The sequence below is a fragment of the Rhizobium sp. BK176 genome (genome assembly GCF_024808055.1).
The window spans coordinates 22,226-42,519 of sequence record NZ_JANUBV010000016.1 but is presented as its reverse complement, the minus strand read 5'-3'; the positions used below and the strand labels follow the sequence as shown (position 1 = coordinate 42,519).

Here is a 20,294-nt window from a genome sequence, read left to right as displayed (position 1 = left end):
GGCGCAAGGCCTGTCAGAGTGGCTCTGTCAAAGCCGGTTTCCGGCATCGAACCATGTCGATTGAAGGCGGGTTTCAATTGCCACGGTCTTCCATTAGATCAGGAGAACCTTCAGCATTCACGCGAGATCTTCCTTGCCACGTTCCCCCGCCTATGACGCCCTTTCACGCAAGATTGAAGCACGCACCGCCCGGGCTGGTGTCATCGGGCTCGGCTATGTCGGCCTGCCGCTGGCGATCGCCATTGCCCGTAGCGGCTTTGCCGTCACCGGTTTCGACATCGACCCCGCCAAAGTCGTCTCGCTCGACGCGAAACGCTCCTATATCGATGCCGTCACAAGCGGCGACCTTGCGCTCGCGATCGACGAGAAGCGCTTTTCGCCCACCATAGATTTTGGAGAGCTTGCCGGCTGCGACGTCATCATCATCTGCGTTCCGACACCGCTCACCCGCCACCGCGATCCTGATCTTTCCTTCGTCGAGGCAACGGCCCGGTCGATCGCAGTGCATCTGAGAAGCGGCCAGCTCGTGGTGCTGGAATCGACGACCTATCCCGGCACGACCGACGATGTCGTCAAGGTGATCCTGGAGACCACCGGCCTCAAATCGGGCACCGACTTCTTCGTTGGTTTCTCGCCGGAACGCGAGGATCCGGGCAATCAGCACTTCAACACAGCGACCATCCCGAAGATCGTCGCCGGCGACGGCGCGGATGCCCTCTCGCTGATGGTTGGGTTCTACAGCGCCGCGGTCAAGACCGTCGTTCCGGTCTCGTCCAACGCAACGGCCGAGGCGGTCAAGCTGACGGAGAACATCTTCCGCTCCGTCAACATTGCCCTTGTCAACGAATTGAAGACGGTCTACGCCGCCATGGGGATCGATGTCTGGGAGGTCATCGACGCGGCCAAGACCAAGCCGTTCGGCTACATGCCATTCTATCCCGGCCCCGGCCTCGGCGGGCATTGCATCCCGATCGACCCCTTCTACCTGACCTGGAAGTCGCGCGAATACGAACTGCCGACCCGCTTCATCGAACTTGCCGGCGAGATCAACTCGGCCATGCCGCGCTACGTGGTCGCCAAGCTCGCCGAGGCGCTCGACATGCGTGCCGGCAAGGCGCTCAGCCGCTCGCGGGTGCTGGTTCTTGGTCTCGCCTACAAGAAGAACGTCGCCGACATCCGCGAAAGCCCGTCGCTGCGCTTGATCGAGGTCATCGAGGAGCGTGGCGGGAAGGCTGACTATCACGATCCGCTGGTCGGCGAGATTCCCTCGACACGCGAATATCAGCATCTGAAGGGCCGCGCGTCGGTCGACCTCACCCCCGAAACCATCGCGTCCTATGACGCAATCCTCGTCGCGACGGATCATGACCAGCTCGACTATGCAGCGATCACCCGCAACGCGCCGCTGATCGTCGATACGCGCAACGTCTTTGCGCGGCTCGGCCTTGCCGGAGACCACATCATCAAGGCGTAATGTCGGCGGGGGAAAGCGTCTTGCCTGAGATCTGGCTTGCGGCGACAGCGTAGCCGCCGCTGGCCCCATCGATGAAATGCACGTGGTCGTGCGACATCGGCGTCGGCACGAAGCAGGTCATCAAGGCGGAGGACTGGCGATGCAGCCCATAGCGGGCCACGCCCTTTGCCTCTCCCTCCTCGAGCAGCGCCTCGATCCGGGCAAGGTGCGAAGCATCGACGTCGATCGTCATTTTCAGGCCGTCGTCGAACTTGCGGAAATCGGAATTGCCGGACACCTCCTCGGTATAGCGGCGGGCGTCGAAACGGCCAAGCTTCAGGCCGAACGTGTGCAGCAGGACGATCATGATACTCTGGAACAGGATGAAGAGCTTCGTCCAGAGCCGCTTTCCAGGCGCTGCCAGGGCACGTGCCTCGCGATCGAAACCCTTGAACGAAAAGGAAAACTCGGGGCCACCTGATGGAACCGGGTGGCCGCCGCGCCCCTGTTCTGCCGCCAGCGCAATCACCTCCGTCACGAGCTTGCGGAATTCCGGGCTCGGCCTGCCATCTTCTGCCGGTATGGCTATGATCGAGACGATCTCGCCGTTGTGGGCCTTGATCGGATTCCACCGGCAGGACAAGCCGGTCAGATCGGGCCGAGCCCCTGATGGCGCCGGCTCGATGCCATAAAGACCGTTCTTCATCTGCCGCTCGGCCCAGGACGCGCCGCCGCCGGCAAACATCGCATAGGCGACGTTTTCGCTCGCCGCATGGCGCGCCACACGCACGTCGAGACCCTCCTTGCGAATATCCGCAAGCGGCACGATCGCGATTCGCAGCGCAAGGTCGAGTTCTTCATCCACCCATCGCTGCGTTGCCGCCAACGCGGCGCGCGCTGCCGTCTCGAACTCCTGTGGGAGTGCGACAACGGCACCGTCGCCGCCGAACACATAGGGATAGTCGCCCCTGTCCACCGCGTTCAGGACCGCGGAAATGACGCTGGCGCCGGCCATGTTCACGTCCTTGTAGCGGCCAGCGCCGATGGCCTTGGTCGATCCGACAATGTCGGCAACCGCCAGGAACCAGCCCTCCGGCAGCGGCCGGTAATTGCTCGTGTCGGTCACCCGCTCGAAGTCGGCAAAGACTGGCACGTCGGCGTAGAATCGATCGTTGGAGAGGTCGCTCATCTTCAAAAACCTAGCACAGACCCATGCTCTCACCGCAATGCGATTTTGCATCTACGGCAATCGACGGCCTGGGGTTTCATATGATAGCACCAGACCGAAAATTTAAGTGAATGGACAAGGGCATAGATGAGCCGCCTGGACAGTTTCATCCGCCGCCTGACGGCTCAGCGCGACATTTTGAATGCCGTGGTCGACCTGGTGAACGGGGCACAGGGCCCTGTGCTGGAATTCGGCCTCGGCAACGGACGGACCTATGATCACCTGCGCGAGCTTTTCCCCGACCGGCGCATCATCGCCTTTGACCGCGAGGTCCGCTCCTATTCCTCCTCGACACCACCGGAAGAAAATATGGTGACGGGCGATATCCGGGAGTCCGGCCAGGCCTTTCTCGGCATCGGCGCAGCACTGGCGCATGCCGACATCGGCACCGGGCATGACGAGATCGATGCCGTCACACTGACATGGCTGCCGCAGCTGATGGTGGGCGTGCTTGTCAAAGGCGGGATCGCTGTGAGCGGCCTTCCGCTTGACCGGCCAGAACTCGAGCCCATCGCACTGCCGACTGGTGTCAAAGAGGGGCGCTACTACCTTTACCGACGGATCTAATTAGCGCTGCTGGTTTGAAACTGTCGAGACGCCGCCGGATCTTTGCCATATCTGATGCCCGCCGAAGGTGTTCGGCGAACTCGCAAAGTGCAGCCGCGAGGGTATTACTCAAGTTCCAGCGTGGCAGCACGATGCCACTTACAATCAAGATGAGTTTGCAGGATAGTTCGCAACATCCACAATCGCCCCGGCACCGGTCTTAACCAAACGCACCGGGAGCGTCGATCGCTCGTCCTGGATCAGGGAAGGAAGAGTACGTCGTACTGCTCGACGCCGCCGGGGAGATCGACGACACGCATCTCGCGGGGCAGTTGCTCGTCGTCGAAGAAGACGAGGCAGGTCTCGTAGTAGCCTGCGAGCATCTCTACGAATTCTCCAGTCTGCTGCGGGCCGTAAAAGAGCGGCGTGAACTCCATGTAGAATGGCACGCGCCGGGACAGGAGAGGTGTCATGGACCGGCAGGCGACAGGTTCGTAGCCTTCAATGTCCATCCAGACGAGACCGACATCGGCAGGATTGATCAAAAGCTCCTGGAGAACCTCAGTCACCGGCCTCACCGGGACACTGATTTTTCGGTCGCTGGGGCTTTTCCTGAAGGCACTGCTCTTGCCGTGGTTGTTTTCGTTCATGAAGAAGTCGATCCGGCCCGTGGTCGCTCCCGCGGCACAGTTGACGACCGTCACCGTCCCATCGAGGCCGTTCTGGTCGATATTCTTCCGAAGCAATTCGACGTTGCGCGGGTCGGGCTCCATGCTGACGATGCGCCGGTAAGCCCCGCTGAGCGCGAAGTAGACGGTCTGCGTGCCGATGTTGCCACCGATCTCAAGCAGACAGCTTGGCTGGTGCGAAAGTCCGCGTTCCCGCAGCACCGCCAGCAGCCGGTCGACATGCTGGCGCTCGAAATGTCCCTTGCGAAACACCTTCCGCCCGATGTAGTCGGCCGGCGAAAACGTCATCAGATGATCGCCAGCATCAACCGTCATCGACACCACTCGCGGGCCGATGTTCTCGATCAGCAGCCGCCGTCCGGTGCGGGTGTCGAAAAGCCTGGTCAGGACAGCATTGCGCGCCTTGCGAAGGCGCCTGCTCCAGAATTTCGCCGTCAGCCAGACGCGGCCGCTCATCTGTCTTTTCCTTCGATGAGGTTGACGGCCTTGTCGCTCGAAATGACGTAGACTTTCAAGGGCAGGGCGCGGCCGCGGACGCTGATTTCGCGGCTTTCCGCATGGGTGGTGTCGGCACCCGCAAGGCTTGCGACCGCATCGGAAATGACGATCGCAGCGTTGAACTCCTTGGCAGCAGTCTCCAGGCGGCTTGCGACATTGACCGTATCGCCGATGGCCGTGACGCTGCGCGTTCGGCCATAGCCAAGGGTTCCGACAACGGCGGGCCCGGTATGAATGCCGATAGCAATGTGAAGTGGCATGATGAGCTCGTCTCTCAGCTCCGCATCGAGCTTTGCGATGTCACGGACGATCGTGGCAGCCGCTTCGATCGCCTGGCGACACGCGTCCTCGGCCGAGTTGCCGATGCCGAAAAGCGCCATGGCGCCATCACCAATGAACTTGTCGATGCGCCCGCCAGCCTTTTCGACGGCATTGCCGACCAGCGCGAAATACCGGTTGAGCAGAAAGACGATATCGAAGGGAAGCCGTGTCTCGGTGAGCGAGGTGAAGTGGCGGATGTCGCAGAAGAGCACGGTGATCTCACGCTCACGCCCCGGGCTCGTCTCCTGGGTGTTGGGCGGTAATGTGTTTTCCGGCGCGGCCACCAGCAACGGCGCGACGGTGATGTCGTGTGTGGGCCGCAACTGGCAGGCAAGACGCACGTCAGAGGCCGCCTTGATCCTCTTGAGGGTCGACTGCTCCAGCTTATCGGGAGGCGGCAGGTCGTTGTCGTCGCTGAGGATCTGGACGCGGCAGGTCGAGCATTGCCCCTTGCCGCCGCAGACAGAGTAGTGCGGAACTCCGCCAAGACGGCTTGCCTCCAGAACCGTGAAGCCGCGCGGGACGCTTATCGCCTCGCCATCTGGATAGCGCACGGTGATCTGGTCGACGCGCTCGCGCCACCGTCTCAAGGTCCTGGCACCGACAACGATCAGGAGCGCTGCGGAAAACGAGCCATAGAGACCGGCCCGGATCATGGCGATCGTCTGCTGCGCCTCGGGGTTGGAGTAGTAGCGCGTGTTGAGGTTGTCGCGATAGCGATCGGTATTGACCATGCCCTCGTAGGCCGGCTCGGCGATCGTTCGACCCATTTCGATAAAGCCGAGAATGGCGAGTACCGGCAGCAGGATCGCGACGGCTAGGAGCATCGCGGCGACACGGTCATACCAGGGCCGGTAGCGCAGCCAGAAATGCAGGCCGATGCATCCGTGGGTCCAGACGAAAAGAAGGGCGACGACCTGTCGCCAGCCGGCGCCCGGAGAGGTGACCCAGAGCAGGCGAACGATCGTCTCGTAGTCATCGCGGTAGTGGAAGAGGGTATGGGCGATCCGGGTACCGATCACATGGTCCATCAACAGCAGCGGAATGGCGAGCCCGAGCACCATCTGCGCCATCTCCGCTGCCGGCATGACCAGGCTGCGGCGCTTGTAAACGGAGCGAAGGACAAGGCAGATATGGACGAACACCGCAGTGTAGAACACGAAGGTGCCCACGGGGTTGCGCCAGATCGCCAGGAAGATGCGTCGCCCGTCGTCTGCGGCCGACACTGAAATCAGTCCGAGCGCGTGGTTGGATAGATGCAGCAGGACGAACAGGAACATGACAAGCCCGGAGCCAAGCCGGGCCCTTCTGATCGAGCGCTCTGAAAAAATACCGGTGGCAGCGACTGTCGCCATTCATTCCCGTTCTTGAATACCAGGTGCCAAATACAATAGAGATGACGGAATTGAGGTTGAATTGCCGCCGCTGCGATTGCGAACGCCTTTCACTCTATCAGCAGAAAGCAGGCATGCTGACAATAACGTATTTTCCGGCGGCAGGCCCGGGCATCTGTTGTAAACAGTGTGTCTCGGCGGAGACATGGTGATGCGGGTTGCATTCTACGCGCCGCTGAAGTCCCCGAACCATCCCGTGCCTTCAGGCGATCGCCTCATGGCACGCCTCCTTGTGCAGGCTCTCGCGCTCCGCGGCCATTCCGTCGAGGTCATCTCCGAATTTCGGAGTTTTTGCGCGACCCCGGAAGAGACCGTCAAGCGTCAGGCTGCCGCGCGCCAGGAGCTGGCGCGATTGCGCAATGTCCTGTCTGGCGGCCTTCGGCCCGATCTCTGGTTCTGCTACCATCCCTATTACAAATCGCCGGATCTTTTCGGACCAGTCCTTTGCCGGGAGTTCTCGATCCCCTATGTCACGGCCGAGGCGTCTTATTCGAAAAAGCGCGACGAGGATGCATGGGCCTCGTTTCAAAGGCTGGTTATCGATGGTCTCGGACAGGCTTCCGTCAACATCTCGCTGACCGAGCGTGACAGGAGGGGCCTGTCGGAGGCTTTGCCCTCCGGTTCGTTTGCCATTCTGAGGCCCTTCATCGATACCGCACTTTTCCAGGGATCGCCGCATGCCCGGGAGCCTGGGCGTCTGATTGCCGTTGCGATGATGAGGAGCGGGGACAAGATGCGCAGCTATGTCATGCTTGCGCAGGCACTGGCCGGTCTGCAGGACCGTCCCTGGACACTGGCGATCGCCGGCGACGGGCCGATGCGCAGCGAGGTCGAGCAGCTGTTTTCCGGCTTCGGTGAGCGCATTGAATGGCTGGGACAGCTTGGAGCCGAGGAAGTTGCCCGCGAACTGTGCCGCTCCGGTCTCTACATATGGCCGGGCGCAGGGGAGGCCTATGGCCTTGCCTATCTCGAGGCGCAAGCAGCCGGCCTTCCCGTGGTCGCCCAGAAGACGGCGGGTGTTCCCGAGGTGGTCGTCGACGGCGAGACGGGCCTGCTGACAGCGGACGGCGACATCGAGGCGGTTTCTGCAGCGATCGCAAGGCTGCTCGACGAGCCCGACAGGCAACAGGCGATGGGCGCAAATGCCCGCCGCTTCGTTCTTGAAGAGCGGTCGCTCGAGATTGCGGCGCAAATGCTTGACCAGATCCTGCAGACCTGTTTGACACGACAGTCATGAGCGATGACCAAACCTTTGCGGCCTTGCGCCAGGAACTCGACCGCTGGCGGTCCGCCGGCCGGACAGCGCGCCTGTGGCTGCGGGACGACGATGCCGTCGAGGTTACGGGCGCGCTGGAACAGTTGCTCGATACCACCAGGCAGGCCACCGTTCCGCTGACCCTTGCCGTCATTCCGGCCTTCACAGGCGAGGCGCTGGTGGCACGGCTTGCACGGGAAGATCATGTGCTTGTTGCCGTTCACGGCTGGTCGCATGAAAATCATGCGGGTCCAGACGAAAAGAAGCAGGAACTCGGAAGCCATCGGCACGCCGACGTCGTGTTGGCACAGCTCCGCAACGGTCTGGACAGGCTCCGGCTCCTTCACGGTCCGAAGCTTGTTCCCATGCTGGTGCCGCCATGGAACAGGATCAGCGCGGAGCTTGTCCCGCGCCTTGAAGAGCAAGGCTTCGAGGTGCTGTCTGTGTTCGGCAGAATGAGGGACAATAGCCCGATCCGGCTCCTGAACACGCATGTCGACGTCGTCAATGCCCGGGGCCAGCGGGGCGACCGACCGCATGCGGATCTCGTCAGGGAACTGGTTGGCGAATTGCGGACCCGTTTTGCCGGCGGAGAGGACCCTTGCGCGCGGGAGCGGCCCGCCCCGGTTGACGAGCCGATCGGCATCCTCACCCACCATCTTGTCCATGGCGCCTCAGAGCGGGCGTTCCTTGCCCGTCTATTCGAAGAGACGGTGGATCATTCGGCCGTGTCCTGGATGTCCGCGACGGATCTGGTCGGCGGGCTGGGCCTTCCACAAGGGCGGGTAGAGTGAAGGGGAAGCCACGCCCATATCGGCCTTTCTGTCGATGTGCCTTCGGGCATGGGGTAACTATCCGGTCAGGACCGCAGCAGCCTGGGCACTTTGCCGTGCCTTTTTTGACACCGGCTCCCGCGGAGTCGGGTCGCAAATGCCACGTGTGTTGCGAACAATCTGCTGAAGGGATCCCGCATTGGGTGAACAGGATTATGTGCTCGCTGAGCTCGGAGGCCGGATAGTCGTCATATGCACAGAAGCAGCCGTCTTCAGAAAACATCTCAATCAAACATTCCCGCAAAAAGCCTTCGTCCTCATTGAGCATCGCTGCAACGTATTTCAGGGTAGGCTCCAGTCGCGGTAGTTCATGCTGCCCTGCTCCTTGAGATTTGATCAGTGCTGCCGGTTTTTGCTCTTCGCGAAACCAGCTTTTCCAAGCGTCCGACGGCGAGCGAGTTTGCCGATTTGATCCTGAACGCGATCAATGCTGATGTCTTTGGGGTCAAAGTCGCCTCCGTACCAGCGCTTCAATCGTCGGTGCTCCGGATGCCTTGGCTTCGCCATCACCTTCAGGAACTCCTCGAACCCTGATGTGCTGCCGACATCCTCGGGTGGCGCTCTGCGCTCTCCATTTATGAAGCGCGGATATTCGAGCAATGGATCAACCTCCTCAACGGCTTCGACCGTGATTGTGTGTTCCCAGTTGTCACCGAAATCATATGTGTAACGAAAGGTCGAAATCCCGCGCTCGATCAGCGCGGCGATCCGGGCGTTACTGGCGGCGTAAGTCTTGCGCCCATAGAACTCTTCCGGATCCGGCACATCGTAATACCGCCCACCAGCCTCGAACTCGAAGAGATGATAGCCTTCGAACAGCATTACCGCTTGAATGACATCATGCAAGGCTTTGAGGCTGCTTGTCAGAGGGACTTCGACCCTTCGCCATATTGGAGGTTCGAGATCGTTCAGCTGAATATGCAGCCTGGCAATTCGATCGGCGCTCATGGTGTCATGGCCGCTTTCTGGCGCAGTTCGTCGCCACGTTGGCGGTCGAGACAAGCCGCCGCAGGTCTTTGCCTACCCCAAGGTTCGTTCGGCAGTTCCGACTCCATCACTTAACTCGTTCCGGTCTTCAGTGCAGGGTACATCGATCGAGTTGACCAGAGAAGACTGGAGCAGAGGGTTGCTAGGCGGATTTGAGCGCACGCTGCATTTGAAGAGGTGAATCTGGTGAAGCGGTGCATCTGGTCTGTTCGCCTGGGCGGCCGCGCAGGTACCGGCTCGCGCCTCGCCGGAAAGTGCGACGCCCACAACCCAGAACGGACGGATTCGGCTGTCCCTTAAGCTTATCCGCATTCACGTTCCAAACGCTCGCTTGCCGCGCGAGTTCAATTAAATAGCAAAGTGATATTCCCGCAGCTCCGCTACTGTTTTAGGAAGCCCCTGGCGCTCGAGGGTTTCCAAATACTCTACTGCAGTCCTCGGTGGATTTTTTAGCCGGGCGCGACAGCGTTGCGCTGCGATTATTACACCAGCATTGTTCAGGCCGAATTGGTGAAAGATAAAATCGTCGGGGTGAAGGACTTCGATACCGTACTTGGAGGCGGCCTTCTTAGGAAAATCAGAGAGATTGAACGTTACGATGGCGTCGCTCGACGAGACTATTGCTGCGGCTAGAATGTGCCGATCGTCGGCGTCGGGAAGCGAGAGAGCGGGTACAAGGTCACCATAACCCTCAACGACACTGTCCGGCACCGCTGAGTTCATAAGTTCCTTTGTGCGGTTGAGCTGTTCGAGCGTTAAATCCTCGCGGTTCTTAAGAACATTGCGGATCCATTCATCATGGATCTGCTCTGACCACTTCGCTCGGAACAGCCCTGCCGCCGCGAGCTCCATGAGGAAATCTCGCAGCGGCGCTGGATAAAGGACGCAAGCGTCCAGGACGACGGTGTAGCTAGACTTCTTAATAGCCCATCCCCAAATCTTGGGCCTGGCTCGTCAGCTCGTCCATGAGCCGCTTTCTTTCGTCTTCGGTCTTTCGACGGTAATCGTCGAGGTCGCTGAATTTAATACGGCGATGGCTTCCGACCATATGGAAAGGGATTTTTCCTTCTTCCAAAAGCTTGATTAGGTAAGGGCGCGACACGTTGAGGTGATCTGCTGTCTCCTGAGTTGTCAGCTCAGCATGTACCGGTATCAAAGTTACAGCATTGCCCTGAGCCATTTCGGTCAGGAGGTGATACAGCAACTCACTGACAGCTTTGGGGAGCTTTAGGAGCTCTCCGCCGTCAACTTGGACTCGAAGTTCGGCACCTTCGTGCTTCGCGCGCGAAATGTAGCGACTAGCCTCAGCGGCCAATTCAGTATCGTCAGCCGACGGCAATATTGGGCGTTCTAGTAGTTGCGACATTGGTGACATCCTTCTTTTAATTTTTAGGAGGATATAGCAGTGTGAATCACTATTCGCAATATCCGCAACGACTGCAATATTCGCAACAAGTAAACTTTTTACGATGATGTTGGTTCCGCGAGCATCACGGCGGCTTTGGCTCCAAACGCGACGTAACGAAACATTAAACTGTCCGGGCCGGAACAGGTCTGGGGTTGCGCACGGCCGGAGAGCGAATCTCGCCCACGCTTCGCCGGTGCTTCCCCGAGAAGATGGGGACCTGACGCCAAGCGGGATCGAACCACTGGCCTCTTGCATGCCATGCAATGGGCCATCGTTTCCGGGTGTTTCCGTATGCCGTCGCACGTTGCCGTAACACCATCCATTTCAATGAAAATCTAGCACCATGCCTCCGTACGTTTCCGCTGGTTCCGATTTCGTGCTGTCGGCGGGATTATGGCTGAGATAGCCAGTTTCGTTCAGTCGTCATAAACCTTGCCCCGAAGTCGGTTGCCATCCACGTCGCTGATCTCGACAAGGTGGCCTCATGAACTCGCACATCCGAGTCCTTCAATTCAGCCGCAAGGCGGTAGAGGCTAAGATTGAGGAACTTATCGCGGCTCCTCGATCAACTCGACGGCGATGTGGATCTTGAACACGGCGCCGACAATGAACCATCTGTCGGCTCTGCATGGGTAGGAAATCGAGTGGTAGACGACATTGAGTTCGACGAGGCGGAGCGAGGCATCGCTGATAAGGACGCGCTTGAACTTTTCCAGAGTGATGGTGGGTTCGGGGAAGGGTTCCACTTCGACGGTTCCGGGCAGGCGATAGCGCGTCAGATGCTTGCAGGTAATCGTTAGCATCGACCTTGACGCCCCTTCCTTTCAGTGTCAGTTCGCTCTGGCGGCACTGAGAGGAACGAATGTCCAAAGACCAGAAGCCGCCGCATATCCACCTTGCCGTCGAAAATGACCGACTTGAACTGAATCGGCGTAATGCTGAGTTTGATCTACGCTGGCCTCTCAAGAGGTTGGCCGCCAACGTCCTTCGGATTGTGCGAGGCGCTGGCCGCCCGGAAGAGCTTGGGCGCCAGTGTGCTGAGGTAGTGAAAGCCTATCGCGACTATCATGATGCCCTGGGCGAATGGCCCAGTTCCTTCCTGATCTCTGACATTCTCCCCCTTCGCCATCGGGAGTATCACGCGCAGACCGACCGAGCGTGGGAATGGGAGGATGGGGTTCGGCAAATGGTCGCCGGGGTCTGCAGATTGCTGCGTCGCAACTGCTGGCTCAGAATACCCAGGAGCGCGCTGGGGAGAGTGAGATGTTTGATAGGCTGCGTATTATCGAAAAGCAGCGAAGTGAGAACGCCGCCGCTCGTACTCCCAAGCTGAGGAAGCCCGCAAAGCTCAAAGCGAAGCCGCAGGAGGGCCGCGGCTCCTAGAAGACCACAGATCGACTAATCCTAGGTTCCTGAAAGTTAAAGGTATCGGCACTCAGAAACGCGTCCAGATCAGCAACTAGGGACAGAATGGGTGCGCTTTCTGCGTGGTGTTAGCCTGTGGCCTCGTTCAGAGAAGCTGCTATGTCCTTAGTCGGCAGAATGAGACGCCGCTCCATGTTCTTCGTCTCCTGAAAGCCGAATTTTTTATAGAAAGTGACGGCCTCATCATCGAGAGCGTGGATTATCACGGCGCGAAAAGCGACTACTTGCGCGGCGGACACCACACTCATGAGCGCGTTTCTGAGGAGCGCTTTTCCAAGGCCATTACCTTGATATTCGGCATCGACCGCAAGTCGGGCTAGAACTGCAATCGGAATTTCGGTGGGAGCTTTTGACCCCTTCACCGATCGGGAAACATCGCTTCGGTGTATCATGCCCGCACAAACCGAATGGTAACCTACGACTTTGAAGTTTTCGTCCGCAATTACAAATGTACGGGTGTATCCCTGCTCCTGATTATGTAAGGCCATTTCCTTTAGCCACGAATCCAAGGAGGGCTTCCCCGACGAGAAGCCCTCAATGATGTGCTGATTTGCAATAGGGCAAGGTTTCCGATACGGCAAACGTCAGTCCATCCAATCTACTTTGATCTGAAAAAGCTTGACCAAGTTGTCTCTGGCGACGCCTGGAGCAGCAAGCTGCTCACTTACAGCTTCAAACACGTCAGCGGAAACGCCTATGAATCGTTGATCTAGCAACTCTTCTTGCGCGGCATACACAGAGGCTTCGGTCATGAACGCAGTTATGCTCTTTCCACAAACCTCAGCAGCACGTGCAATTAGATCATGCGTTTCCGGTTCAATCCGAAGATTGACGGTTTTGGTTTTCCTAAGAGCGGACATCATACTTCTCCATCAATCGCACAGTTGATTTTGATTTGTGCGACGTACTTGATGAACGTTCGAATACGATCATGTGTAGTCAATGTACATACGTTTCTATAATTTTCAATTACTGAAAAGCTTGCATTTCCGCTAATGCGCTGAATCCATTTCTGGATTTTTGTCATTCCGTAGCTTCGCGCGCCGACTATATGAGCACAGAGGAGGATACTGATTTCAGACATCAGCGCTTGTACTTCCCTGGTGCTTCCCCGGAACGAAGTCAATTTTTCGTCACGACCCAAGCCAATCCATATGGAATTGATTTTACAGGCAAGAATTTGGTGGAGCTAAGCGGGATCGAACCACTGGCCTCTTGCATGCCATGCAAGCGCTCCCCATCGATACCGACCAGCGAACGGGTCCCGAGATGCGCCGCGCGCTTTGATTAGCTCAGATCTCGACGAGCTGATTGTCATGCGCCGCAAAGGCGCCCGAAAATTCCGCCCTGGCATCGCATTCCATCTGATCCAGCTGTGTGTCCGTGCGCGAGGGCGCATGATGGAAAAGCGCGAACTTCTTGGCGCCCGCCATCTTCGCGAGTTCGACGCCGTGTTCCCAGGTGGAATGGCCGAAACCCTTGAAACGCTGCATCTCGTCTTCGTTGTAGGTGCAATCGTAGACGACGAGGTCGGCGTCCTTCATCATCTCCAGCGCAACCGGATCATGAACGCCCGGGATATGCTCGATGTCGTAAATCAGTGCGACCGAGCGACCGTTCCACTCGACGCGGTAACCGATCGCCCCACCCGGATGGTTCAGTGTGTAGGTCTTGATCTTGACGCCGGGACGCGGTTCCAGCGTCTGGCCGGCATGAAAATCGCGGAAGTTCATCGTCGCCTGGCAGATGTCGGTCTTCACAGGGAACCATGGCGGGCTGATGAACTGCTCGATCATCTCGCGCGTGCTCATCTTGCCGTCCAGGTGCCCCGACCAGATCGTCAGATCGATGGTCGGGTAGTAGATCGCCTTGAAGAACGGCAGGCCAATGATGTGGTCGTAGTGGCAGTGGCTGAAGAACAGGTCGACGTTGTGGACGTCCTCGCTGAGCATGGCAAGGCCGGCTTCGCGTACGCCCGATCCGGCGTCGAAGATCATCCGGTATTCACCGCAGCGGATTTCGATGCACGAGGTGTTGCCACCGTAGCGGACGAATTCGGGACCCGAGACCGGGATGCTGCCGCGAACGCCCCAAAACTTTACCTGAAACTGATCTTTACTCATCGCGTTTTCAAAATGGGCCGACCTAACAACGCTATCGTAATCCTATCACGATTAGCAAGCGACGCGTTGTTTTCCATGGACTTCCCTGTGTCGTTGGTACCGTTTCTAACCCTATCCGGTGAAGTGGTAGATTTTCCTAAGCAATCTGTTTTCGTTCCGGAAAGCAACTGCCTATGGTTTGTATTCGGTAAACGGACCCTGATGCCCGGCAAGGGACGCGGCAGGGTTCCGCAGCCTTCCTGCATTAAATGGTTGCTCGGCCCTGAAAATACAAATCCCGGCTCCTTACCCATTCGTCTTACCGGATCACGGCAGTATCGATCTTCGCCGGATGCCGCCGTCGTCTCAGTGCAACCCGCCGACACCTAGAAGACGCTCAACTGCATCCTGATCCTCAAGCAACGTTTGCGGCGCACCGGTAAACGCCAGGCGGCCGCGTTCGAGGACGATCACATGGTCGGCAAAGTCAAGCGCGCTCTGGATCCGCTGCTCGACAAGCAGGATTGTCATGTCGCCCGTGCGTGCCAGCTCGGCGAAGGCCGTCATCAGCTCCTCGCAGATGACGGGCGCCAGCCCCTCAAGCGGCTCGTCGAGCAGAAGCACCGACGGCCGGCCGAGAATGCTGCGTGCCGTCGATAGCATCTGCTGTTCGCCGCCCGAGAGCTGACCGCCGAGGTTGCGGCGCCGCTCCTTCAGGCGTGGGAACATCCCGTAGGCTTCCTCCAGTGCGCTTCTCGGGCGCCCCTTCAATCCGACGAAAAGGTTTTCCTCCACGGTCAATGTCGGGAAGATGCATCGTGCCTGCGGCACGTAGCCCAGTCCGGTGTGGGCGCGTGCTGCACTCGCCATTGCGGTCACATCGGTAGCACCGATGCGGATCGTGCCCGCGTAGCGCCTGGTCTGGCCGGCAAGTGTGGCAAGCAGCGTCGTCTTTCCCATGCCGTTTCGACCGAGGATCGCAAGGCGTGCGCCGGCCGGAACCTTGAACGAAACGTTTTCGAGGACGCGGGTCGGCCCATAGCCGGCCGACAGGTTCTCGACGTCAAGCGGCGTGGCTGGCATTGGCATAGCTCCCGAGATAGGCCTCGCGAACGCAGGCATCCTTGGTGACGTCAGCGGGCGACCCGTCGAAGATGATCGCGCCTGCAGCGAGGACGACGACGCGTTTGGCGAAGCGGAAGACGAGGTCCATGTCGTGCTCGATCATCAGGACGGCGAGATCGGCGGGCAGGTCGGCGAGCGCCTGCTCGATCCGTCCGGTATCGCTTTGGGGAACGCCGGCCGCCGGCTCGTCGAGGAGCAGTACCTTCGGCCTGAGAGCCATGGCAACGGCGATTTCGAGAAGCCGTTGCTGGCCATAGGCGATCTCGTTCACCCTGCGGTGCATCAGATGCGCAATGCCGAGTGTGGAAAGAAGGTCATTCACCTCGTCCATCACATCAGGCATGGAAAGGAAATTCCCGAACATGCGACCAGAACGTCTGCGGCGCTGGAGGATGGCAAGGGCAACGTGCTCGGCGGGCGTCATCTCCAGGAACAGCCGGGTGACCTGGAAGGATCTAACCAGGCCACGCTGGACGCGGCCGTTGGCGCCAACCCTGGTGACGATTTCGCCAGCAAGCCGGACATCTCCGGAATCGGGCTTCAGATTGCCCGTCACCAGATTGACGAAAGTGGTCTTTCCCGCGCCGTTTGGTCCGATCAGCGCCACCCGGTCGCCTGGCTCCATCGACAGGGAGACGTCGTTCGTCACAGCAAGCCCGCCGAAGGACTTCCTGAGGTTGATGACTTCGAAGACGGCGCTCATTCTCCCGCCTCCCTTCTGCGGCCGAGCAGGGCTGCAACGGAACCGTAAAGCCCCTTCGGCGCAAACAGGACCACCGCGATCAAAAGCACGCCCACCATGGTCAGCCAGTGAAACGGGTTTGCCGCCGAGACATAGTCCTCAAACAGCATGAAGATGACGGTTCCCGAAAGCGCGCCGAACAGCGAGCCCGTTCCACCGAGGACAAGCATGACCAGCGATTCGGCCGACAGCGTGAAGGAGAGACTGTCCAGACCAACCACCTGCGTGGTGATGGCGTTCAATGCCCCTCCGACGCCCGCAACGGCGCCGGAGACGACGTACATCTTCAACAGCGCTGCCTTCGGCGAGGCACCCATGGCGCGGATGCGCACCGGATCCTCCTTGATCCCGCGACACAACATGCCGAAGGGCGAGCGTACGAGAAGGCGCAGAAGCACGAAGACGAGAACAAGCAGGACGATCGCGAAAACATAGGCGGTGTGGCCGTAGAGATCGAATTCGAACGTACCGAAGATCGGGTCAGCGGAAATGCCGGACAGGCCATCACTGCCGCCGGTCCAGCTTGATGTCTTGTTGGCGAATTCGTGGAAGAGATGGATGAGGGCGATAGACAGCACCAGTTGGGGAAGGCCATGGCCACGCAGGATGACCACGCCGCTGACGAGCCCGGCGAGCGCGCCGCCGAGGACGCCTGCCAGCGTCATCAGCAGGGGATCATTGATGCCGTAGTGCGCCGACAGGATGCCGGCCGCATATGCGCCCGATCCGAAGAGGGCTGCATGGCCGAGCGTCGCGATGCCACAATAGCCGGTGACGAGGTCAAGCGACAGGACAAGCAGGGCGACTGCGACGATGCGGGTGAGCAGGGCCAGATTGTCTGGGAAAAGCAGGTAGCCGATGACGGCAGCAATGGTAATGACGGCAACGCCCGCCAGATCCCGTCCCGCCTGACGGCGCGGGCGGGCTTGAGCAAGCAGGGCTCTTTCGGTGTTCATGACGGCAGCCAATCTATTTCATCCTCCCCGCAAGGCCACGCGGAAAGATGCAGATGATGGCGATGACCGCGAGGTAGAAGAAGAATTCGCCGAATTCCGGCATGAGGTAACGCCCGGTCGTGTCGACAGCACCGAGAAGCAGGCAGGCAATGAGTGCGCCGGGGATCGAGCCCGCGCCGCCGACCGAGACGACGACAAGGAAGGTCACCATGTACCTCAGGGCATAGTAGGGTTCGACGGGCAGCAGTTCCGCGCCGACCACGCCGCCGAAGGCGGCAAGGCCGACGGCAACGGCAAAACTTAAGGCATAGATGATTTCGGTGCGCACCCCGAGTGCAGCCGCCATGGCGGCATTGTCGACGGAGGCGCGCAGCTTGACCCCGAAGCTGGTTCTTTCAATCGCATACCAGAGACCGGCGGCGACAGCGAGCCCGCAGAAAATCGCGAAGAGTCGGTGAACGGGAATTGTCCGGAACCCGAGATCGGCCGAGCCCTGAAGATCTTGCGGCAGGGGGATCGTCTTCAGCGTCGGGCCGAACACATAGTTGGCAATGCCTATGATGCAGAAGGTGATGCCGATGGTCATCAGCACCTGCGTCAGCTCAGGCGCTCCGTAGATGCGCCGGTACAGAAAGCGTTCGATAGGAACCGCGATAATGACGGTGCCGACAACCGCCAGAAGGACAGCGATGCCGTAGCCAAGCCCGAGGTCGCGCGCAGCATAGGAGGCAATGTAGCCGCCGATCATGGCGAATGCGCCGTGCGCGAGATTGACGACCCGCATCAACCCCATCGTCACCGACAGACCGATCGAGATGACGAACAGTACCATGCCATAGGCGAGCGCATCGACGGCTATGCTGAAGACAGTTTGCATGAGGCTATCCCGATGCTGTTTGGGCGCGGCAGGCAAGCCCGCCTGCAGCTTTTGCGCTGCAGACTTTCCTCTCCGGCCGCAGGATCAAAGGCCTTTACTTGGCGGCCGCAAGGCCAGGGTCGCCCTGCTTTTCGAACGTCTGGATCTCCTTGTTGTAATAGGTGCCATCGTCGGCCTTCGTCACCTCGCGCAGGTAGATGTTCTGTGTGATATGGCGGCTCTCGGGATCGATCGTTACCGGACCGCGCGGGCTGACCCAGGTCAGGCCTTTGACCGCTTCGACGGCCTTGGCCGCATCCTGCTTGCCGCCGGTTGCCTCGATCATCTTGTAGATGACATTCATGCCGTCATAAGCACCGACGGCTGGAAAGGAGAGTTCCGCCTTGTTGCCGATCGCCTTTGCCGCAGCCTCGACGAAGGCCTTGTTCTCGGGCGAGTCGTGCGAGACGGCATAATGGAAGGTCGTCTTGATGCCGAGAGCGGCATCGCCGAGGGCCGGAAGGTCGGATTCCTGCGTCAGGTCGCCAGGAGCAAAGAACTTGATGCCGGCAGCCTTGAGGCCGTTCTCGTTGTAGGCCTTGACGAAGCCGAGCGTAGTCGGGCCTGAGGGCAGGAACGCAAACACCCCTTGGGCGCCCGAGTCCTTGATCCGCTGCATGATAGGACTGAAATCATTGGTCGAGAGCGGCATGCGGATCGCCTCGACGACCTTGCCGCCTTCCTTCTCGAAGGCAGCCTTGAAGGCGTTCTCGGCATCGACGCCCGGACCATAATCGCTGACCACCGAAATAACTTTGCTGACGCCGTCGTCATGGGCAACCTTGGCGATCGGTGTCGAGGTCTGCCACGTGGTGAACGACGTGCGCACCACCAGTGGGCTCTTCGTGACGATGGCCGATGTTGCCGCATTCATGATCACGAGCGGCGTGTTCGCCTGCTTCAGGATCGGTGCCACGGCCATGGCGTCGGGCGTGAAATAGAAGCCAGCGAGGTACTGCACCTTCTCCTTGACCACCAGTTCCTGCGCCAGGGCCTTCGACTGCGCGGGATCGGCGGCCGGCAGGTCGCGATAGATCACCTCGACGGTGTTGTCTGCGACCTTGGCGCCGTTGATCGCCATATAGGCGTCAATGCCGGCCTTGAAATTCTTACCCTGCAGGGCAAACGGACCCGAGAACGGACCGACCACGCCAACCTTGATGGTCTCTGCATAGGCCCCCGTGCTCATGACAATCGCCGCGACGGCAGCCAGGACAAACCGTTTCATAAAATCCTCCCAATAACGATGGCGCACTCCCACGCCGGATTAGCAAAGAGCCAAAACCGTGGCGATAGTGTCTCACCCAAAACGGTGATGTAAAATGAAATAAAAGCCGCAAATCATAGTTCAGGGGTTATGGTTTCGCGCCGATCCTTTCGATAGTTCCTGCCAGTTGAAGGCCGAGCCGAAGGGATGCGGCCGATGCCATAACCATTTGCGGCAGGATCAACCATTCCAGCATCCAGGCAGCACCCGAGCGCTCCTGTTCGTGCACCAGCGACTGGTGGCATCCAGACAGCAGGGTTGCATTGAACCGCGCAAGCGCCACCAATGCTTCCGCAGCCACCGGGTTCTGCTTGTGCGCCATGGCGGAGGAGCCGCCTCCGCCCGAAAGCTCGATCTCGTCGCCCGCCTGCGCAAGCAGCGCGACATCCTGGCCGAACTTACCGAGGCTGCCCGAGATCAGCGACAGCAGACCCGCATAGTCGGCAATGACAGCGCGCTGGCTTTGCCATTGCGGGATGTCGGAAAGGCCGATTTCCCTGGCAAGGGTCGCGCGGATCGCATCTGCCCTGTCATCCAGCCTGTCCAGCGTGCCCGCGGCACCCCCGAACTGCAAGGGCAGACGCTGCTCGGTCAACCTGTCGCGATAGCAGTCGATGGGTGCCCGCCAGGCGCAAATGCGATCCGAAACGATAATCTTTATCGCCGCCTGCATGCGCGTCCGCCCCATCAGCGGATTGTGTCCAAAGGACCTGTCGAGATTGTCAAACGCGGTCGACAGGTCAGAGAGCCGGTTGGATAGCAGGAAGGCGACAGCCTTCAGGCGGACCATGAGGCTGGTGTCGATGACGTCCTGGCTGGTGGCGCCGAGATGCACGAACTCGGAATAGGGATCGCCAACGACCTTCCGGAGCTGTTTGACGAGATCGGCAACGACCACGCCGTCGCGGGCTGTCGCGACCCTCAGCTCCAGAAAATCCGGCCTGAAGGTCTTGCAGGCGTCGCCGATGTGGTGGGCAGCTTCATGCGGAATGAGGCCCTCGGCCGCTTCGGCCTTTGCCAATGCAGCCTCGAAGGCAAGCATGGTGCTGATATCGGTCTCTACCGAAAAATAGTGGCCAATTTCTTCGTCGCCGAGAAGCCCGGACAGTAAAGGGTGGTCAAAGGCTGAGACGGTCATCTGTGGTTCCC

At 59.5% G+C, this 20,294-nt stretch carries 20 protein-coding genes; 4 read left to right on the top strand and 16 right to left on the bottom strand.

The features are described 5' to 3' along the window. Positions 1–133 precede the first annotated feature (133 nt). Positions 134–1,474 (top strand): nucleotide sugar dehydrogenase, encoded by a 1,341-nt coding sequence (locus tag FHT76_RS31280; protein WP_183757333.1) that lies wholly within the window; start codon positions 134–136, stop codon positions 1,472–1,474. Here the strand turns inward: FHT76_RS31280 and FHT76_RS31275 are convergent. Next, the gene (locus tag FHT76_RS31275) at positions 1,464–2,642 is read right to left on the bottom strand and encodes a DUF3095 domain-containing protein (protein ID WP_183757332.1); all 1,179 of its coding nucleotides are present in this window, start codon (positions 2,640–2,642) and stop codon (positions 1,464–1,466) included. The two genes, FHT76_RS31280 and FHT76_RS31275, sit on opposite strands and share 11 nt — an antisense overlap. 126 nt (positions 2,643–2,768) lie before the next feature. Between FHT76_RS31275 and FHT76_RS31270 the strand changes: the two genes are divergently transcribed. Beyond that, positions 2,769–3,248 carry a class I SAM-dependent methyltransferase gene (locus FHT76_RS31270; RefSeq protein ID WP_183757331.1) on the top strand — a complete coding sequence of 160 codons (480 nt, stop codon included), beginning with the start codon at positions 2,769–2,771 and terminating at the stop codon, positions 3,246–3,248. A 239-nt stretch (positions 3,249–3,487) separates the two neighbouring features. Here FHT76_RS31270 and FHT76_RS31265 read toward each other — a convergent pair whose 3' ends face one another. Further along, positions 3,488–4,372: an FkbM family methyltransferase gene (locus FHT76_RS31265; protein ID WP_183757330.1), complete on the bottom strand. Its 885-nt coding sequence runs from the start codon at positions 4,370–4,372 to the stop codon at positions 3,488–3,490. After that, positions 4,369–6,090, bottom strand: coding sequence for an adenylate/guanylate cyclase domain-containing protein (locus FHT76_RS31260; protein ID WP_183757329.1), 1,722 nt, complete (start codon positions 6,088–6,090; stop codon positions 4,369–4,371). The genes FHT76_RS31265 and FHT76_RS31260 overlap by 4 nt, the downstream gene beginning before the upstream one ends. A gap of 190 nt (positions 6,091–6,280) precedes the next feature. Between FHT76_RS31260 and FHT76_RS31255 the strand changes: the two genes are divergently transcribed. Further along, positions 6,281–7,366: a glycosyltransferase family 4 protein gene (locus FHT76_RS31255; RefSeq protein ID WP_259186196.1), complete on the top strand. Its 1,086-nt coding sequence runs from the start codon at positions 6,281–6,283 to the stop codon at positions 7,364–7,366. After that, on the top strand, positions 7,363–8,178 hold the full coding sequence (locus FHT76_RS31250; RefSeq protein ID WP_183757327.1) for a polysaccharide deacetylase family protein: 816 nt from the start codon (positions 7,363–7,365) through the stop codon (positions 8,176–8,178). Before FHT76_RS31255 ends, FHT76_RS31250 begins: the two co-directional genes overlap by 4 nt. 375 nt (positions 8,179–8,553) lie before the next feature. On the opposite strand, the gene FHT76_RS31245 is transcribed toward FHT76_RS31250, so the two are convergent. From FHT76_RS31245 to FHT76_RS31185, 13 genes are all read right to left on the bottom strand, one after another. Then, the gene (locus FHT76_RS31245) at positions 8,554–9,165 is read right to left on the bottom strand and encodes a plasmid pRiA4b ORF-3 family protein (protein WP_183757326.1); all 612 of its coding nucleotides are present in this window, start codon (positions 9,163–9,165) and stop codon (positions 8,554–8,556) included. 387 nt (positions 9,166–9,552) lie between these two features. After that, a complete protein-coding gene (locus FHT76_RS31240) occupies positions 9,553–10,101 on the bottom strand; it encodes a PIN domain-containing protein (RefSeq protein WP_210281015.1) in 549 nt (182 codons plus the stop codon). A 22-nt stretch (positions 10,102–10,123) separates the two neighbouring features. Next, positions 10,124–10,570, bottom strand: coding sequence for a helix-turn-helix domain-containing protein (locus FHT76_RS31235; RefSeq protein ID WP_183757325.1), 447 nt, complete (start codon positions 10,568–10,570; stop codon positions 10,124–10,126). A 590-nt stretch (positions 10,571–11,160) separates the two neighbouring features. Next, a complete protein-coding gene (locus FHT76_RS31230) occupies positions 11,161–11,415 on the bottom strand; it encodes a hypothetical protein (protein ID WP_183757324.1) in 255 nt (84 codons plus the stop codon). A gap of 690 nt (positions 11,416–12,105) precedes the next feature. Next, complete coding sequence (locus tag FHT76_RS31225; protein ID WP_246712747.1) at positions 12,106–12,546, bottom strand: GNAT family N-acetyltransferase; 441 nt, start codon at positions 12,544–12,546, stop codon at positions 12,106–12,108. Between the two features lie 75 nt (positions 12,547–12,621). After that, positions 12,622–12,900, bottom strand: a complete 279-nt coding sequence (locus FHT76_RS31220) for a DUF1778 domain-containing protein (protein ID WP_183770363.1) — start codon at positions 12,898–12,900, stop codon at positions 12,622–12,624. Between the two features lie 429 nt (positions 12,901–13,329). Further along, positions 13,330–14,160 (bottom strand): MBL fold metallo-hydrolase, encoded by an 831-nt coding sequence (locus FHT76_RS31215; protein WP_183757322.1) that lies wholly within the window; start codon positions 14,158–14,160, stop codon positions 13,330–13,332. Positions 14,161–14,505: 345 nt separating this feature from the next. Continuing rightward, a complete protein-coding gene (locus FHT76_RS31210) occupies positions 14,506–15,222 on the bottom strand; it encodes an ABC transporter ATP-binding protein (RefSeq protein WP_183757321.1) in 717 nt (238 codons plus the stop codon). Continuing rightward, positions 15,203–15,967: an ABC transporter ATP-binding protein gene (locus FHT76_RS31205; protein ID WP_183757320.1), complete on the bottom strand. Its 765-nt coding sequence runs from the start codon at positions 15,965–15,967 to the stop codon at positions 15,203–15,205. Before FHT76_RS31205 ends, FHT76_RS31210 begins: the two co-directional genes overlap by 20 nt. After that, positions 15,964–16,974, bottom strand: coding sequence for a branched-chain amino acid ABC transporter permease (locus FHT76_RS31200; RefSeq protein ID WP_405049318.1), 1,011 nt, complete (start codon positions 16,972–16,974; stop codon positions 15,964–15,966). The genes FHT76_RS31205 and FHT76_RS31200 overlap by 4 nt, the downstream gene beginning before the upstream one ends. A gap of 1 nt (position 16,975) precedes the next feature. Further along, positions 16,976–17,839 carry a branched-chain amino acid ABC transporter permease gene (locus tag FHT76_RS31195; RefSeq protein WP_183757318.1) on the bottom strand — a complete coding sequence of 288 codons (864 nt, stop codon included), beginning with the start codon at positions 17,837–17,839 and terminating at the stop codon, positions 16,976–16,978. Between the two features lie 94 nt (positions 17,840–17,933). After that, positions 17,934–19,106: an ABC transporter substrate-binding protein gene (locus tag FHT76_RS31190; protein WP_183757317.1), complete on the bottom strand. Its 1,173-nt coding sequence runs from the start codon at positions 19,104–19,106 to the stop codon at positions 17,934–17,936. Between the two features lie 127 nt (positions 19,107–19,233). After that, complete coding sequence (locus FHT76_RS31185) at positions 19,234–20,283, bottom strand: 3-carboxy-cis,cis-muconate cycloisomerase (protein ID WP_183757316.1); 1,050 nt, start codon at positions 20,281–20,283, stop codon at positions 19,234–19,236. Between the last annotated feature and the right edge of the window lie 11 nt (positions 20,284–20,294).